The organism is Pseudogulbenkiania sp. NH8B, from assembly GCF_000283535.1.
GTDB lineage: Bacteria > Pseudomonadota > Gammaproteobacteria > Burkholderiales > Chromobacteriaceae > Pseudogulbenkiania > Pseudogulbenkiania ferrooxidans.
Window position 1 is genome coordinate 683,256 of the sequence record NC_016002.1, and the last position, 15,009, is coordinate 698,264.

The 15,009-nt window shown below is 64.9% G+C and carries 10 protein-coding genes; 6 read left to right on the plus strand and 4 right to left on the minus strand.

What is annotated here, in order from left to right:
• Positions 1–69: 69 nt before the first annotated feature.
• On the minus strand, positions 70–2,307 hold the full coding sequence (locus NH8B_RS03300) for an NADP-dependent isocitrate dehydrogenase (RefSeq protein ID WP_014086004.1): 2,238 nt from the start codon (positions 2,305–2,307) through the stop codon (positions 70–72).
• A 522-nt stretch (positions 2,308–2,829) separates the two neighbouring features.
• On the opposite strand from NH8B_RS03300, the gene NH8B_RS03305 reads away from it, so the two are divergent.
• Both NH8B_RS03305 and aceK read left to right on the plus strand, forming a co-directional pair.
• On the plus strand, positions 2,830–3,507 hold the full coding sequence (locus NH8B_RS03305; RefSeq protein WP_014086005.1) for a pseudouridine synthase: 678 nt from the start codon (positions 2,830–2,832) through the stop codon (positions 3,505–3,507).
• Positions 3,508–3,592: 85 nt separating this feature from the next.
• Positions 3,593–5,395 carry a bifunctional isocitrate dehydrogenase kinase/phosphatase gene (gene aceK, locus NH8B_RS03310; RefSeq protein WP_014086006.1) on the plus strand — a complete coding sequence of 601 codons (1,803 nt, stop codon included), beginning with the start codon at positions 3,593–3,595 and terminating at the stop codon, positions 5,393–5,395.
• Positions 5,396–5,466: 71 nt separating this feature from the next.
• Here aceK and NH8B_RS03315 read toward each other — a convergent pair whose 3' ends face one another.
• Positions 5,467–5,901, minus strand: coding sequence for a hypothetical protein (locus NH8B_RS03315; RefSeq protein ID WP_008953386.1), 435 nt, complete (start codon positions 5,899–5,901; stop codon positions 5,467–5,469).
• A gap of 68 nt (positions 5,902–5,969) precedes the next feature.
• Positions 5,970–8,516: a DNA mismatch repair protein MutS gene (mutS, locus tag NH8B_RS03320; protein WP_014086007.1), complete on the minus strand. Its 2,547-nt coding sequence runs from the start codon at positions 8,514–8,516 to the stop codon at positions 5,970–5,972.
• A 212-nt stretch (positions 8,517–8,728) separates the two neighbouring features.
• Here mutS and NH8B_RS03325 point away from each other — a divergent pair, with 212 nt between their 5' ends.
• From NH8B_RS03325 to NH8B_RS03340, 4 genes are all read left to right on the plus strand, one after another.
• Positions 8,729–9,298: a GbsR/MarR family transcriptional regulator gene (locus NH8B_RS03325; RefSeq protein ID WP_014086008.1), complete on the plus strand. Its 570-nt coding sequence runs from the start codon at positions 8,729–8,731 to the stop codon at positions 9,296–9,298.
• Between the two features lie 3 nt (positions 9,299–9,301).
• Positions 9,302–10,645, plus strand: coding sequence for a cytochrome ubiquinol oxidase subunit I (locus NH8B_RS03330; RefSeq protein WP_014086009.1), 1,344 nt, complete (start codon positions 9,302–9,304; stop codon positions 10,643–10,645).
• On the plus strand, positions 10,642–11,652 hold the full coding sequence (locus tag NH8B_RS03335; RefSeq protein WP_014086010.1) for a cytochrome d ubiquinol oxidase subunit II: 1,011 nt from the start codon (positions 10,642–10,644) through the stop codon (positions 11,650–11,652). Before NH8B_RS03330 ends, NH8B_RS03335 begins: the two co-directional genes overlap by 4 nt.
• A gap of 156 nt (positions 11,653–11,808) precedes the next feature.
• A complete protein-coding gene (locus NH8B_RS03340) occupies positions 11,809–14,583 on the plus strand; it encodes a CRISPR-associated helicase/endonuclease Cas3 (RefSeq protein WP_014086011.1) in 2,775 nt (924 codons plus the stop codon).
• Here the strand turns inward: NH8B_RS03340 and NH8B_RS03345 are convergent.
• Entirely contained in the window at positions 14,580–14,867 is a 288-nt protein-coding gene (locus NH8B_RS03345) for a DUF2442 domain-containing protein (RefSeq protein WP_014086012.1), read from the minus strand. The genes NH8B_RS03340 and NH8B_RS03345 overlap by 4 nt on opposite strands.
• Between the last annotated feature and the right edge of the window lie 142 nt (positions 14,868–15,009).

Genomic DNA, 15,009 nt, shown 5'->3' on the forward strand with positions numbered 1-15,009 from the left:
AACGCCAGGGGAGCCCTGGCGTTTGGTCTTGGCGGAAGGCTCGCGAAGCGAGCTTCCTGGTCATGGTGCTCAGGCGAGCGTGGCGGCCAGGGCGGCGTTGAGGGTGGCGCTCGGGCGCATCACCGCCGTGCACTTCTCGGCGTCGGCCAGGTAGTAGCCGCCGATGTCGGCGGGCTTGCCCTGCACGGCCTTGAGCTCGTTGAGGATGGTCTGCTCGTTGTCGGCCAGTGCCTTGGCGAGCGGTGCGAAGTGGGCCTGCAGTTCCTTGTCGGCGGTCTGCTCGGCCAGCGCCTGCGCCCAGTACATGGCGAGGTAGAACTGGCTGCCACGGTTGTCGAGCTCACCGGTGCGGCGCGACGGCGACTTGTCGTTGTCGAGCAGCTTGCCGGTGGCCTCGTCCAGCGTCTTGGCGAGAATCTTGGCCTTGTCGTTGCCGGTCTTGATGCCCAGCTCTTCCAGGGATACGGCCAGGGCCAGGAACTCGCCCAGCGAATCCCAACGCAGGTGGTTTTCTTCCAGCAGCTGCTGTACGTGCTTCGGCGCGGAGCCGCCGGCGCCGGTTTCGTACATGCCGCCGCCCGCCATCAGCGGCACGATGGACAGCATCTTGGCCGAGGTGCCCAGTTCCATGATCGGGAATAGGTCGGTCAGGTAGTCGCGCAGGATGTTGCCGGTTACCGAGATGGTGTCGAGGCCGCGAGCGACGCGTTCGAGGGTGAAGCGCATGGCGCGCACTTGCGACATGTGGTGGATTTCGAGGCCGGTGAGGTCGTAATCCTTCAGGTAGGTTTCAACCTTCTTGATCAGCTCGGCTTCGTGCGGACGGTACGGGTCGAGCCAGAACACCGCCGGCATGCCGGAGTTGCGGGCGCGGGTGACGGCGAGCTTGACCCAGTCGCGGATCGGCGCGTCCTTCACCTGGCACATGCGCCAGATGTCGCCGGCTTCCACGTTCTGCGACAGCAGCACTTCGCCGGTGGCGAGGTCGACGATGTTGGCCACGCCGTCTTCGGCGATTTCGAAGGTCTTGTCGTGCGAGCCGTATTCTTCGGCCTTCTGCGCCATCAGGCCGACGTTCGGCACGGTGCCCATGGTCTTCGGATCGAAGTTGCCGTGCCACTTGCAGAAGTTGATCATCTCCTGGTAGATGCGGGCGAAGGTCGATTCCGGCATAACGGCCTTGGCGTCGTACGGTTTGCCGTCAGCGCCCCACATCTTGCCGCCATTACGGATCATGGCGGGCATGGAGGCGTCGACGATGATGTCGTTTGGCGAGTGGAAGTTGGTGATGCCCTTGGCGGAGTCCACCATGGCCAGGCGCGGACGGTGTTCCTGGCAGGCGTGCAGGTCGCGGATGATCTCTTCGCGCTTGGAGGCCGGCAGGGTCTCGATCTTCTCGTACAGGGTCGCCATGCCGTTGTTGACGTTGATGCCCAGCTCGTCGAACAGCTTGCCGTGCTTCTCGAAGGCTTCCTTGTAGTAGATCTTCACGCAGTGGCCGAACACGATCGGGTGCGACACCTTCATCATGGTGGCTTTTACGTGCAGCGAGAACAGGATGCCGGACTGACGGCAGTCTTCCAATTCCTTCTCGTAGAACTCGCACAGCGCCTTCTTGCTCATGAACATGGAGTCGATGATTTCGCCGTCCTGCAGTGCAACCTTCGGCTTCAGCACGATGTTCTTGCCGCTCTTGGTGGTGAGCTCCATCTTCACGTCACGGGCGCGGTCGAGCGTCATGGACTTTTCGCCGTGGTAGAAGTCGCCGTGCTCCATGTGGGACACGTGGGTCTGCGACCACTGCTTCCATTCGCCCATCGAGTGCGGGTGCTTCTTGGCGTAGTTCTTGACCGCGGCCGGGGCGCGGCGGTCGGAGTTGCCTTCGCGCAACACCGGGTTCACGGCGGAGCCCAGGCACTTGGCGTAGCGGGCCTTGAGCGCCTTTTCTTCCTCGCTGCTCGGGTTTTCCGGGTAGTCGGGGATGGCGTAGCCCTTGGATTGCAGTTCCTTGATGCAGGCCATCAGCTGGGACACGGAGGCGCTGATGTTGGGCAGCTTGATGATGTTGGTGTCGGGGTCTTGCGTGAGGCGGCCCAGTTCGGCCAGCGTGTCCGGAACCTTTTGTTCGTCGGTCAGATAATCGGGAAACTCGGCCAGAACGCGCGCGGCCACCGAGATGTCAGCGGTATCGATATTGATGCCGGCCGGGCCGGTAAAGGTTTGGATGATCGGCAGGAAGGCGCTGGTTGCCAGCGCGGGCGCTTCGTCGGTGAGTGTGTAGATGATGGTCGGGCGTTCCGAAGGCATTACTCTATCTCCATGATTATTACGACGTCAGAGCGTAGCGCGGCCGGGCGGGTGAGGGTGCCGGCGCGACGAAAGGCAGCGGAAAGGCGGACGCGGTGCCGGGTTGCGGTGGTCGTCCGTAGACTCTCGGGGGCTTTTCAAAAGCGAATTATAGCGCTCTGTTCTGTTGCGTATCCGAACTTTGATGTCGCTTTCTGTGTGGATCCGGTGTTCAAACGGTTGTTTGGGTGGGGGCTGTCCCCTATTCGGCACAAAATTGAAAATGTCGTCTTTAGAAAAATGGCAGGAATTTTCATTAATTCGCGGCAATTTTCTGTTAAGAGGCCTGGTTTTGCTCTGTAAACAGGGTGGTGCGTCTGGCGCGCGTCGACTCGCCGGAATGTGAATAAACGAAAACAGGGGTGTGCCGTCAGCTCACCCATTCGGGTGCGGTGCTCCGGTTCGGGTGCGAACAGTCACTGCCCGGCACCTGCCGCGCTTGTTATCATTCGCGCATTCCTGTGTTTTTACCGGTGTGCCGCCATGCCCCAACTGATCCTGTTCAACAAGCCTTACGGCGTGATTTGCCAGTTCTCGCAGCACGAGCTGCATCCCACGCTGAAAGACCATATCGACATTCCTGGGGTGTACCCGGCCGGGCGGTTGGATACCGATAGCGAGGGCTTGTTGCTGCTGACTGGCGATGGCGAGCTGCAGCACCGCATCAGCGACCCGCGCTGGAAGCAGCCCAAGACGTACTGGGTGCAGGTGGAGGGGACGCCGGCCGAGGAGCAGCTCGAGGCGTTGCGCGCCGGGGTGAACCTGGGCGATTTCGTCACTCAGCCGGCCGAGGTGCGCCTGCTCTCCGAGCCTCCGCTGCTGTGGGAACGCAAGCCGCCGGTGCGCTTTCGCAAGACGGTGCCCGACGCGTGGCTGGAAATCATCATCAGCGAGGGCAAAAACCGGCAGGTGCGGCGTATGACCGCCAAGGTGGGGTTGCCGACGCTGCGGCTGGTGCGGGTGGCGGTCGGGCCGTGGCGCCTCGATGGACTGCAGCCGGGTGAGTTCCGCCGGCTGGAGGTGTCGCTTGCCGATTTGCCGCGTGCGGGGCATGCTAAACCCGTCGGCAAGGCGCCCGTGCAGCAGCCGGGGCGGCAGGCCGCCGAACCGGCGCCTGCCCGCCGTGCGGCGCCGCGCTTCCGGTTTGCCAAGAAGTCCTAGGGCTCCCGTACGTTCGTCATGGCCGGCAGACCGGTGATTGACGTTGGCCGCACGAGGCGCGGCCTGCGCAGCAAAAGGCGAGCGTATGCAGATACCCGAATATTACAACCCCGTCGCGCGTGACATTGCCCTGGCGCTGATCGAGGGTTTCGACAAGCACTACCGGCTGTTCAGCGAGTGCAACCACCAGGCCAAGGTGCTGTTCGAGGAGGGGGACTGGCAGGGGGTGCAGCAGGCCATCCGCGACCGTATCCAGTTCTACGACGAGCGCGTCAGCGAGACGGTGGCGCGGCTGCATACGGTTTTCCACGCCGAGTTGCTGGACGACGAGATCTGGCAGCAGGCCAAGCTGTACTTCATCGGCCTGTTGACCAACCACAAGCAGCCGGAGTGCGCCGAGACCTTCTTCAACTCGGTATTCACGCGCATTCTGCACCGCGACTACTTCAACAACGATTTCATCTTCGTGCGGCCGGCGATTTCTACCGAGTACATCGAGGCCGACCCGCCGTCCTACCGCAGCTACTATCCGCTGCAGTACGGCCTGCGCCCGGTGCTGCGCCAGATCGTGCGGGATTTCGGTTGGAAGCGGCCGTTCGCCAGCCTGCGCCGCGACCTGGGCTACGTGCTGCGCATGGCGCGCGATGAGCTGCAGGGAGGTTGGCCGAAGCCCGAGGCCAATTTCCAGATTCAGGTCTTGTCGTCGGCGTTCTACCGCAACAAGACCGCCTACATCTTCGGCAAGGTGGTGAACGGTAATTCCAACTATCCGTTCGCGGTGCCGGTGCTGCACGATGCCGACGGCAAGCTCTACCTCGATACCGTGCTGCTCGAGCCGTGGCGTATCGGCGTGCTGTTCTCGTTCAGCCGGGCCTATTTCCTGGTCGACATGGCGGTGCCGTCGGGCTACGTGCAGTTTTTGCGCTCGATGCTGCCGACCAAGAGCAAGGCCGAGCTCTATACCATGCTGGGCTTGCAGAAGCAGGGCAAGAACATCTTCTATCGCGACTTCATCCAGCACCTGCAGCATTCCAACGACCAGTTCATCGTGGCGCCGGGCATTCGCGGCCTGGTGATGCTGGTGTTCACGCTGCCGTCCTACCCTTACGTGTTCAAGCTGATCAAGGACGTGTTCGGGATTACCAAGGAAGTCGATCACGACACGGTGCGCGCCAAGTACCGTCTGGTGAAGCGCCACGACCGGGTCGGGCGCATGGCGGATACCCTGGAATTTTCCAACGTGGCGTTTCCCAAGGCGCGCTTCACCGAGGAACTGCTGCGCGAGTTGCGCCAGCTGGCGCCGTCGCAGATCGAGGAGGACGAGCAGAGCATCGTCATCAAGCACGTCTACATCGAGCGCCGCATGAAGCCGCTCAACCTCTACCTGCAGAACGCCTCGCCGGAGGAGAAGGCCGAGGCGGTTCGTGACTATGGCAATGCCATCCGCGAGCTGGCGTCGGCCAACATCTTCCCCGGCGACATGCTGTTCAAGAACTTCGGCGTGACGCGCTACGGCCGGGTGATCTTCTACGATTACGACGAGATCGAGTACATGACCGACTGCCACTTCCGGCGCATCCCGGAGGCGCCCAATCCCGAGATGGAGATGTCGGGCGAGGTGTGGTACCCGGTGGCCAAGGGCGACGTGTTTCCGGAGGAGTTCGCCACCTTCCTGCTGGGCGACGCCGAGGTCAGGAAAGTGTTCCTGCAGTATCACCGGGATCTGCTCGACGCCGGCTTCTGGCAGACCCGCCAGCAGCGCATCCGCGACGGCTACATCGAGGACTTCTACCCGTACCCGCTGGAGATGCGCTTCGTCAACCGCTTTGCCGCCGGCTTGGCGCCGCGCCGCGTGCGTGCCGAGCCGGTCCAGGCTGCCGCGGTGTGAGCGCCGGGTGAGCGGAAAGAGCGAAGGGGGCGGCGTGCCGTCCCCTCGCTGACTGTGGGTGGTCGAATGGCTTAGTGATTCAAGAGGGGAGCGCTGCTGTCTTCGAAGTAGGCAACCGGCCCGGCGCTGGTGAGGCCGACATGGAAGCGCGACGTTTCCGGGAAAACCACCCCCGGGTGTTCTGCCGCCCGCACGATTTCAAACAGTACTTCCACTTCTTTGAACTTCTTGACGATCTCGCTATTGCCCTTGAGCCATTCCCGGATCGCCTCGGCTTGCGGGTGCTGACTTTCCAGCACCAGTTCGCCGTCCTGCCCTACCAGACTGAGCGCAGGCGGGATGGTAATGGTTCGTTGGGCCAGCTGCTGCTGTGCCAGGGCGACAAATCGGGATAATTGTTTGTTGGCCCGTTCACGGATACCGGCCAGCGAAACCGCCGAGCCTGAGTCCGCCTCGCCGAACAGTCTGGCCAACCCCGGGTTTGCCACAGCACTTTCCGACTGCATTATGTCGCTCTCCTTTACAAGTGGTGTATCCGGTTTTCATTGTAGGCAACGGCGCCTGATTTGCTGACCTAATTCAGCATCGTTTTCAAGGCGTAGATCAGGTCGAGCGCCTGGCGCGGGGTCAGTTCGTCGGGTTGCAGCTCGGCCAGCCGCTCCAGCGCCGGGTGCGGTTCCGGCTCGACGGCAGCGGCGGGCAGCGGCGCCGCAAACAGGTCCGGCTGCTGGGTCGCGGCGGACTGGTTTTCCAGCTCGGCGAGACGGCGGCGCGCCTCGCGGATCACCTTGCCCGGCACGCCGGCCAGCTGCGCCACGGCGAGGCCGTAGCTCTGGCTTGCCGGGCCGTCCTCGACGTGGTGCAGAAACACGATCTTGTCCTTGTGCTCGATGGCGGAGAGGTGCACGTTGGCGACGCCGGGGTAGTCGCTGGCGAGCCGCGTCAGCTCGAAGTAGTGGGTGGCGAACAGGGTGTAGGCGCGGTTCTTCTCGATCAGCGCCTTGGCGATGGCCCAAGCCAGCGCCAGGCCGTCGAAGGTGGAGGTGCCGCGGCCGACTTCGTCCATCAGCACCAGCGACTTGTCGCTGGCGTTGTTGAGGATGTTGGCGGTTTCGGTCATTTCCACCATGAAGGTGGAGCGGCCACCGGCGAGGTCGTCGGAGGCGCCGATGCGGGTGAAGATGCGGTCGATCGGACCGAGCACGGCGGAGTCGGCCGGCACGAACGAGCCGACATGGGCCAAGAGCGTGATCAGCGCGGTCTGGCGCATGTAGGTCGATTTACCGCCCATGTTGGGGCCGGTGATCAGCAGCAGCTTGCGGCTGTTGGACAGGCAGGAGTCGTTGGCGATGAAGCGCTCGACCTCGGCCTCGACCACCGGGTGGCGGCCCTCGATGATCTCGAGGCGCACCTCGTCGACGAATTCCGGTTCGACGTAGTTGCGCGTTTCGGCATGGCGGGCGAAGGCGGCCAGCACGTCGAGCGTGGCCACCGCCTGGGCGATCAGCTGCAGCTCGGCGATATGCGGCGCCAACTCGTCGAGCAGCGTCTCGTACAGCTGTTTTTCCAGCGCCAGCGCGCGGTCGTTGGCCGACAGCGCCTTGTCCTCGAATTCCTTCAGTTCCGGCGTGATGTAGCGCTCGGCGTTCTTCAGCGTCTGGCGTCGGCGGTAGTCGTCCGGCACCTTGTCGCCCTGCGCCTTGCTGACCTCGATGTAGAAGCCGTGCACGCGGTTGAATTCAACTTTGAGCGAGGGGATGCCGGTGCGCTCCTTCTCGCGGGCTTCCAGTTGCAGCAGGAATTCGCCGCAGTTGGTCTGGATCGCCCGCAGTTCGTCCAGGTTGGCCGAAAAGCCGTGGTTGATCACGCCGCCATCACGCAGGAAGGTGGCGGGTTCGGGCAGGATGGCGCTCGCCAGCAGCGTGGCCACCGGGCTGTCGGACGGCAGCAGCACGGCCAATTGGCGCAGCAGCGGGCTGTCGAGTTGTTCGGCCAACCCTTTCACCCCGGTCAGCGCCTTGAGCGAGTCGCGCAGCGCGGCCAGGTCGCGCGGGCGCGCCGAGCGCAGCGCCACGCGCGCGGTGATGCGCTCGATGTCGGCCACCTCGGCGAGTTGCTCGGCGACCTCGCCGTGGCGCGCCAGCAGCGCGCGCACCGCGCCGAGGCGCTCGCGGATCTTGCCGTGGCGGCGCAGCGGGTGGTGCAGCCAGTGCGCTAGCTGCCGGCTGCCCATGCTGGTGGCGCAGCAGTCGAGCAGCGAGCCCAGGGTGGGCGAGGGCTCGCCGCGGATGGTTTCGGTCAGTTCCAGGTTGCGCCGCGTGGCGGCGTCCATGCGGATCAGGTCGCTCTCGTCTTCCACCGCCAGGCTGGCGATGTGCGCCGGGTTCACCCCCTGCGTGGCCTTGACGTAGCCCAGCAAGGCGCCAGCGGCGCCGATCGCCACGGTCAGCTCTTCGGCGCCGAAGCCGGCGAGGTCACGCGTGCCGAAGTGTCGGATCAGCGTCTCTTGCCCGGACTGCTGATCGAACTGCCAGGCCGGCAGCTTCTTCTTCGGGATCGAGAGCTGCTCCAGCAGCCCGACCTGGCTCTCGTCCGGCAGCAGCAGCTCGGCCGGCTTGAGGCGCTCCAGTTCGCTCGCCAGCTCGTCGACGCTGGTTTCCATCACCTTGAATTCGCCGCTCGCCAGCGACAGCCAGGCGAGGCCCAGCTTGCCGCGCACGCTGTTGAGCGAGAGCACCAGGTTGTCGCGCTTGTCGTCGAGCAGCGCCGAGTCGGTCAGCGTGCCCGGAGTGACGATGCGCACCACTTTGCGCTCCACCGGGCCCTTGGCGAGCGCCGGGTCGCCGATCTGCTCGGCGATGGCCACCGATTCGCCGAGCTTCACCAGCCGCGCCAGGTAGCCCTCGGCGGCATGGTAGGGCACGCCCGCCATCTTGATCGGGATACCGGCCGTGGCGCCGCGCGTGGTCAGGGTGATGTCCAGCAGCCGCGCCGCCTTTTCGGCGTCCTCGAAGAACAGTTCGTAGAAGTCGCCCATGCGGTAGAACACCAGTTTGTCCTGGTGCTCGCGTTTGATGGCGAGGTACTGCTGCATCATCGGGGTGTGCTGGGGTGTGGTCATGCCGAGTCCGTGGAAATCAGGAGCAGACGGCCTGCGGGGCCGTCCGACGGGTAAAAGCGGGCATTCTACCGCAGTTGCCGCAGTGCTCCGAAGGGAGATGGCCCGGCTGGTCGGGTGCGACATCTAGCCGCAGGCAGGGCGGCTTGCAAGAAAAATAACGCGGGTCTATGATCCATATCAAACTTTCAGAAATTACTGAAAATTGGAGAAAGATGAACCTGCCACCCCTGATCCAATCCTTCGTGCTGCATTTCGGCGAGATGGGCAGCCACTGGGGCATCAACCGCACCGTCGGTCAGATCTATGCCCTGCTGTATGTCTCGCCCAAGCCGCTCAACGCCGACGACATCGTCGAGGCCATCGGCTGCTCCCGCTCCAATACCAGTATGGCGCTGAAGGAGCTGCAGGCCTGGCGCCTGGTCAAACTGCAGCACCTGCCCGGTGACCGGCGCGAGTACTTTTCCACGCCGGACGACGTCTGGGCGATCTTCAAGACCTTGGCCGAAGAACGCCAGAAGCGCGAGGTGGAGCCGACCCTGACCATGCTGCGCGGGGCGATCCTGGAGCGGCCGGGCAGCGAGGAAGAACGCCACGCCCAGGCGCGCATGAAGGAGATGTACCAGCTCATCGAGCTGGTGACGAAATGGTTCGCCGACATCCGCGACATGGACGTCGAGACCCTGCAACGGCTGATGAAGCTGGGGGCGCAGGTGCAGAAGGTGCTGCAGTTCACCCAGAGCCTAGGCCGGCTGGCCGGCCGCGACGGCGCCAAGGAGGAGTGAGTCATGGAGTTCGATCCCGTTACCCTGGCCCGGATCCAGTTCGGCGCCAACATCAGTTTCCACATCCTGTTTCCGACCATCAGCATCGCCATGGGCTGGGTGCTGCTGTTCTTCAAATGGCGCTTCAACGCCACGCGCGACGAGGCGTGGATGGAGGCTTACGGCTTCTGGGTCAAGGTGTTCGCGCTGACCTTCGCGGTCGGGGTGGTGTCCGGCATCACCATGAGTTTCCAGTTCGGCACCAACTGGCCGGGCTACATGCGCACCGTCGGCAATATCGCCGGGCCGCTCCTGGCCTACGAGGTGCTGACCGCGTTCTTCCTGGAGGCGACCTTCCTCGGCATCATGCTGTTCGGCCGCTCGCGCGTGTCCAACCGCATGCACACCCTGGCCACCTTCCTGGTGGCGTTCGGCACCACAGTGTCGGCGTTCTGGATCATCGCGCTCAACTCCTGGATGCAGACCCCGGCCGGCTTCACCATGGTGAACGGCCAGGCCCACGTCACCAGCTGGCTGGAGGTGATCTTCAACCCGTCGATGCCGTACCGCCTGATCCACATGCTGCTGGCCTCGGGCCTGACCGTGGCGTTCCTGGTGGCGGGGCTGTCGGCCTACCGCTGGGGGCGCGGCGACCGGGTGAGGGCGGTGCGCCACAGCCTCACGACCGGCGTCTACCTGGCGGCGCTGCTGATCCCCTTGCAGATCCTCGCCGGCGACGCCCACGGTCTGAACACCTTCCATCACCAGCCGGCCAAGCTCGCGGCGATGGAGGGGGTGTGGCACACCGAGCGCGGCGCGCCGCTGTTGCTGTTCGCGCTGCCGGACGAGGCGAGCCAGTCCAACCGCTACCAGATCGGCATCCCCAAGCTGGCGAGCCTGATCATCACGCACCAGCCAGACGGCGAGATCCGCGGTCTGAACGAGTTTGCCGGCCGGCACCCGCCGGTGGGCAAGGTGTTCTGGAGCTTCCGCGCGATGGTGGCGGTCGGCGTGCTGATGCTGGCGACGGCGTGGCTCGCGGCCTGGCAGCTGCGGCGCGGCGAACCGGCGGGCTGGACCACGCGGCTGCTCACCGCCATGACCTTCTCCGGCTGGCTGGCGACGCTGGCGGGCTGGTACGTCACCGAGATCGGGCGCCAGCCCTGGCTGGTGACCGGGGTGCTCAGCACCGCCGATGCCGCCTCGTCGGTACCGGGCGGCATGATCCTCTCCACCCTGCTGATGTACCTGGCGCTGTACCTGGTACTGCTGGCGAGCTACGTCTCGGTGGTGTTCTATCTGGCGCGCAAGGCGGGCAAGCACGATGAGCTCCCGCTTTCGGCCAACCTGGCAGGAGAACAAGCATGAACGCGGAACTGTGGTTGCCGGTGGTGTTCGCCGGCCTGATGGCGATCTCGCTGCTGGCCTACGTGATCCTGGACGGCTACGACCTGGGGGTGGGCATCCTGCTGCCGCTGGGTGCCAAGGCCGAGCGCGACACCATGATCGCCAGCATCGGGCCGTTCTGGGACGCCAACGAGACCTGGCTGGTGTTGGGCGTGGGGCTGTTGCTGGTGGCCTTCCCGCTGGCGCACGGCATCATCCTGGGCGAGCTCTACCTGCCGGTGGCGCTGATGCTGCTCGGGCTGATCCTGCGCGGCGTGGCGTTCGACTTCCGCGTCAAGGCGCGCGACCCGCACCAGCCGTGGTGGAATGCGGCCTTCGCCGCCGGTTCGCTGCTGGCGGCGCTGAGCCAGGGCGTGATGCTGGGGCGCTACCTCACCGGCTTCGCGCCGGGCGCGGCGGCGTGGGGCTTCGCGCTGTTGGCCGGGTTTGGGCTGGCGGCAGCCTACGCCTTGCTCGGCGCCGGCTGGCTGATCATGAAAACGCGCGGGGCGCTGCAGGCGCGCGCCATCGGCTGGGCGCGCCGCGCGCTGTACGGTACCGGGCTGGCGGTGCTGGCGGTGTCGATCGCCACGCCGCTGGCGAGCGCGCACATCGCCGCCAAGTGGTTCGTGCTGCCCGATTTCCTGCTGCTGTTGCCGTTGCCGCTGGGTTCGCTGGCGCTGTTCGTGCTGCTCGCCCTGAGCCTGCCGCGGCTGGCGCGGCGTCAGGCGGCCGGCAATGACACGCTGTGCTGGCTGCCCTTCGCCGCCACCGTCGGCATCGTGCTGCTGTCGTTCTGGGGCCTGGCCTACAGCGTGTTCCCCGATATCGTCATCGGCCGCCTCACCATCTGGCAGGCGGCCTCCAGCCCCGAGGCGCTCTCCGTGATCCTGTGGGGGGCGGCGGTGGTGCTGCCCACCATCGTCGGCTACACCGTGTACGCCTACCGCGTGTTCTGGGGCAAGGCGGAGGGCTTGAGCTACTCGTGAACGGGGGCCAGACATGATGGCAACGAGGTGGGGCGTATTCATCCGGCATGGCATGGTAAGCCGCCGCACAGTATGCTGATCGGCTCATGGCTTGCTTGACCTGTACGGTCGGCGGGGCCGTGGGCCGATTTTTTATTCTTGTTTCGGAGAATGCCGATGGATGATTGCGTGCCTTTCTCGTCTCCTGCTTATTGGCGCTATTGGGGCAAGACCAGGCCGGACGGCGAGTATCACCTGTTGCCATTGCATGCGCTCGACGTCGCGGCGGTACTGGCGGCACTGTTGCCGGGCCAATCTGCCCGGTTGGGGCGGATGGCTGAGGAGCTGGGCTGGCCGGAGAGCGCGTTGCGGGACACGCTGGTGTTTCTGACAGCCTTGCACGATCTGGGGAAGTTCTCGCGGGCGTTCCAGGGGCTGGTACCCAATCTGTCTCCCGACCTGATGCCGGCTGACGATCGCAAGGTGTATGGTCCGCGCCACGATACCCTGGGCTATTGGTTGTGGTGCCGCGCCCTGGCGACACGCTGCCTGGCCCTACCGCTGGGAGCGGCTGAACCGGATGAGGTCTGGCCTCCAGAGGGGGCGACGGGCTGGTTCGGCTGGCTGGCAGTGGTGTGCGGCCATCATGGCCAGCCGCCGCAGGGATTGGCCGCTTGTCCTTCCCGGGTCGACAACTGGTTTTTCCCGGAGGATGTCGAGGCCGCGGCGGCGTTTACCGATGCGGCCGCGGTCGTGTTGCTGCCGTCGCCGCCGCCTGCCGTTTCCCGCTTGCGTCTGGAAGAAGTCATCCGGCGCCATGGCTGGTATCTGGCAGGGTTGGTGGTGCTGGCCGACTGGATCGGCTCCAACGCGGAGTTCTTCCCTTATCGGCGCCATCCGCCGGCATCGCTGGACACTTACTGGCATGAGACCGCCAAGCCCCAGGCCGCCCGGGCGTTGCAGGCCTGCGGTCTGGCGCCGCTGGGCTGCGCGCCGTATCGAGGGCTGGATGGCCTGTTCGATTACCTGAAGCCACCCACCCCGCTACAGCAGTTTGCCGACACGATGCCGCTGGCCGAGGGGCCGCAGTTGTTCCTGCTGGAAGATGTTACCGGGGCGGGCAAGACCGAGGCTGCGCTGATCCTGCTGTCGCGCCTGATGGAGGCAGGGCTGGCCGAGGGTGCGTATTTCGCCCTGCCCAGCATGGCGACCGCCAATCAGATGTATCGCCGCGTCGGCAGCGTCTACCGCAAGCTGTTCGAGCCCGGAGGGGCGCCCTCGCTGGTGCTGGCGCATTCTGCCCGACAACTGTTGGACGATTTCACCGACAGCGTGCTGCCGCAGCCGGGGAGGGAACGCAATTATCGGCGGGACGAGGCGGCCGCCAGCGCGTTGTGCAGCGCCTGGCTGGCCGATAGCCGCAAGAAGTCGCTGTTGGCGCAGGTGGGTGTCGGGACGTTAGACCAGTCCCTGCTGGCCGTGCTGCCGGTACGCCACCAATCATTGCGCTTGCTAGGGCTCGCCTCCAAGGTGCTGATCGTGGACGAGGTGCATGCCTACGATCCCTATATGCACCGCCTGCTGTGTTCCCTGCTGCAAGCGCACGCGGCACAAGGCGGCTCGGCGCTGCTGCTGTCGGCCACGCTGCCGGCCCATATGCGCAGCGAACTCTGTACCGCCTTCCGCAGAGGGCTGGGGCTACCGCCACAGCCGGCCGAACCGGAGATGCGTTATCCCCTGCTCACCCATGCTCACCGCTCCATTGCCACTCATCCTCTGGCCACCCGCACCGAATTGCGACGGCGGGTGGGAGTACGCTGGCTGCATAGCGAAGAGGAGGTGGTCGAGCGCATCGTGCAGGAGGCCCTGGCTGGGCGCTGCGTCTGCTGGATACGCAATACCGTCAGTGATGCCCTGAAGGCGTACCGTCTCCTGAAGGAAAGGGTGCCGGCCGAAAAGCTGACACTGTTCCATAGCCGTTTTGCCATGTGCGACCGCTTGGAGATCGAGAACCGGGCGCTCGACACCTTTGGCAAGGCGAGCGAAGCCGCGCAACGCCGGGGCCAGGTGCTGGTGGCGACGCAAGTTGTCGAGCAGAGCCTGGACCTGGATTTCGACATGATGGTGAGCGACCTGGCGCCGATCGACCTCGTCATCCAGCGCGCCGGACGCCTGCATCGCCATCGACGCGATGCTGCCGGTCAGCCTCTGAGTGATGGCGGACCCGACCAGCGCGGCGAACCACTGCTCTACCTGCTGGCTCCCGAGGTCAGCCAGGAGCCGGACCATCACTGGTATGCCCGAGCCTTCCCCAAGGCGCAATACGTCTATCCGCACCACGGCTGCCTGTGGCTGGGCTGGCAGGCGCTGGCGCGAGCCGGCGCCATCGTCACGCCCGGCGAACCGGATGAAGCGGGGGCGGTGCGCCAACTGGTGGAGGCGGTTTACGGCGCCGAGGCCGTGGTGCCGGAAGGGTTGCAGCGCCGGGAGAACGAAGCCGACGGCAAGGACGGCATGGGGCGTAGCATGGCGGCGTTTAACGCGCTGAATCTGGAGGCCGGTTACAGCCGCGACAGTCATAGCCATTGGGACGATGAGGCGAGGGCGGCGACCCGGCTGGCCGACGAGAGTGTGGACGTCTATCTGGCGCTGGTAGGAGACGACGGTTCGCTACGTCCCTGGGCCGGCGACGTGCCGCACGCCTGGGCGCTGTCCTGCGTTCGGCTCCGGGCAGGTGTGCTGGCGGGGCTGGCGCCGGACTGGCAGCAACGCTATGCAGAGACGATTCAGGTCTTGCGTAGCCAGCAACCGCTGTTGGCCGAGCCGGCCATCATCCTGCCTCTGGTGGCGGAGGGGGCTGCTGGCCACGTGCGTGTGGTGGACGAGAGCGGCAGGGAAAAAGAGTTGAGGTATAGCTGTCAAGAGGGAGTCGATGTATCGCCGCTCAACTAAGCCTGGACTTCATGGGGGCAGGCGGTCTTCCTATTGCAGGACCCATTCTCCGCGTTGTTTGATTCGTCGTGCATGGCATCCGGTGCGAGATCCAGTTCTCCGGGCCAAGTGACCACGCCGTCCACCACCGAGACCTGCTGAAATAACGCAGGATCATGCAGGTGCGAAAACACGCCACGGAAGAAGGTCGGCAGGAATTTGACTGCTCCTTCTACGCCGTCTTTGAAGCGCACCAGCAAGGTGAACTCGTTGGTAACGCTGACTTCGGTTACGTCCCAACCCATGGCCTTACTCCGTGTGAAATATGGTCACCCAAGCTGCCTTGGGTGACCATCCAGCTCTCCCCGCTGGCGCGGGGAACACATTGACCAAATAACTGGTTCATCCCCTATGTGGCGTGGGGAACGTTGTGTGCCTAGCAACGAA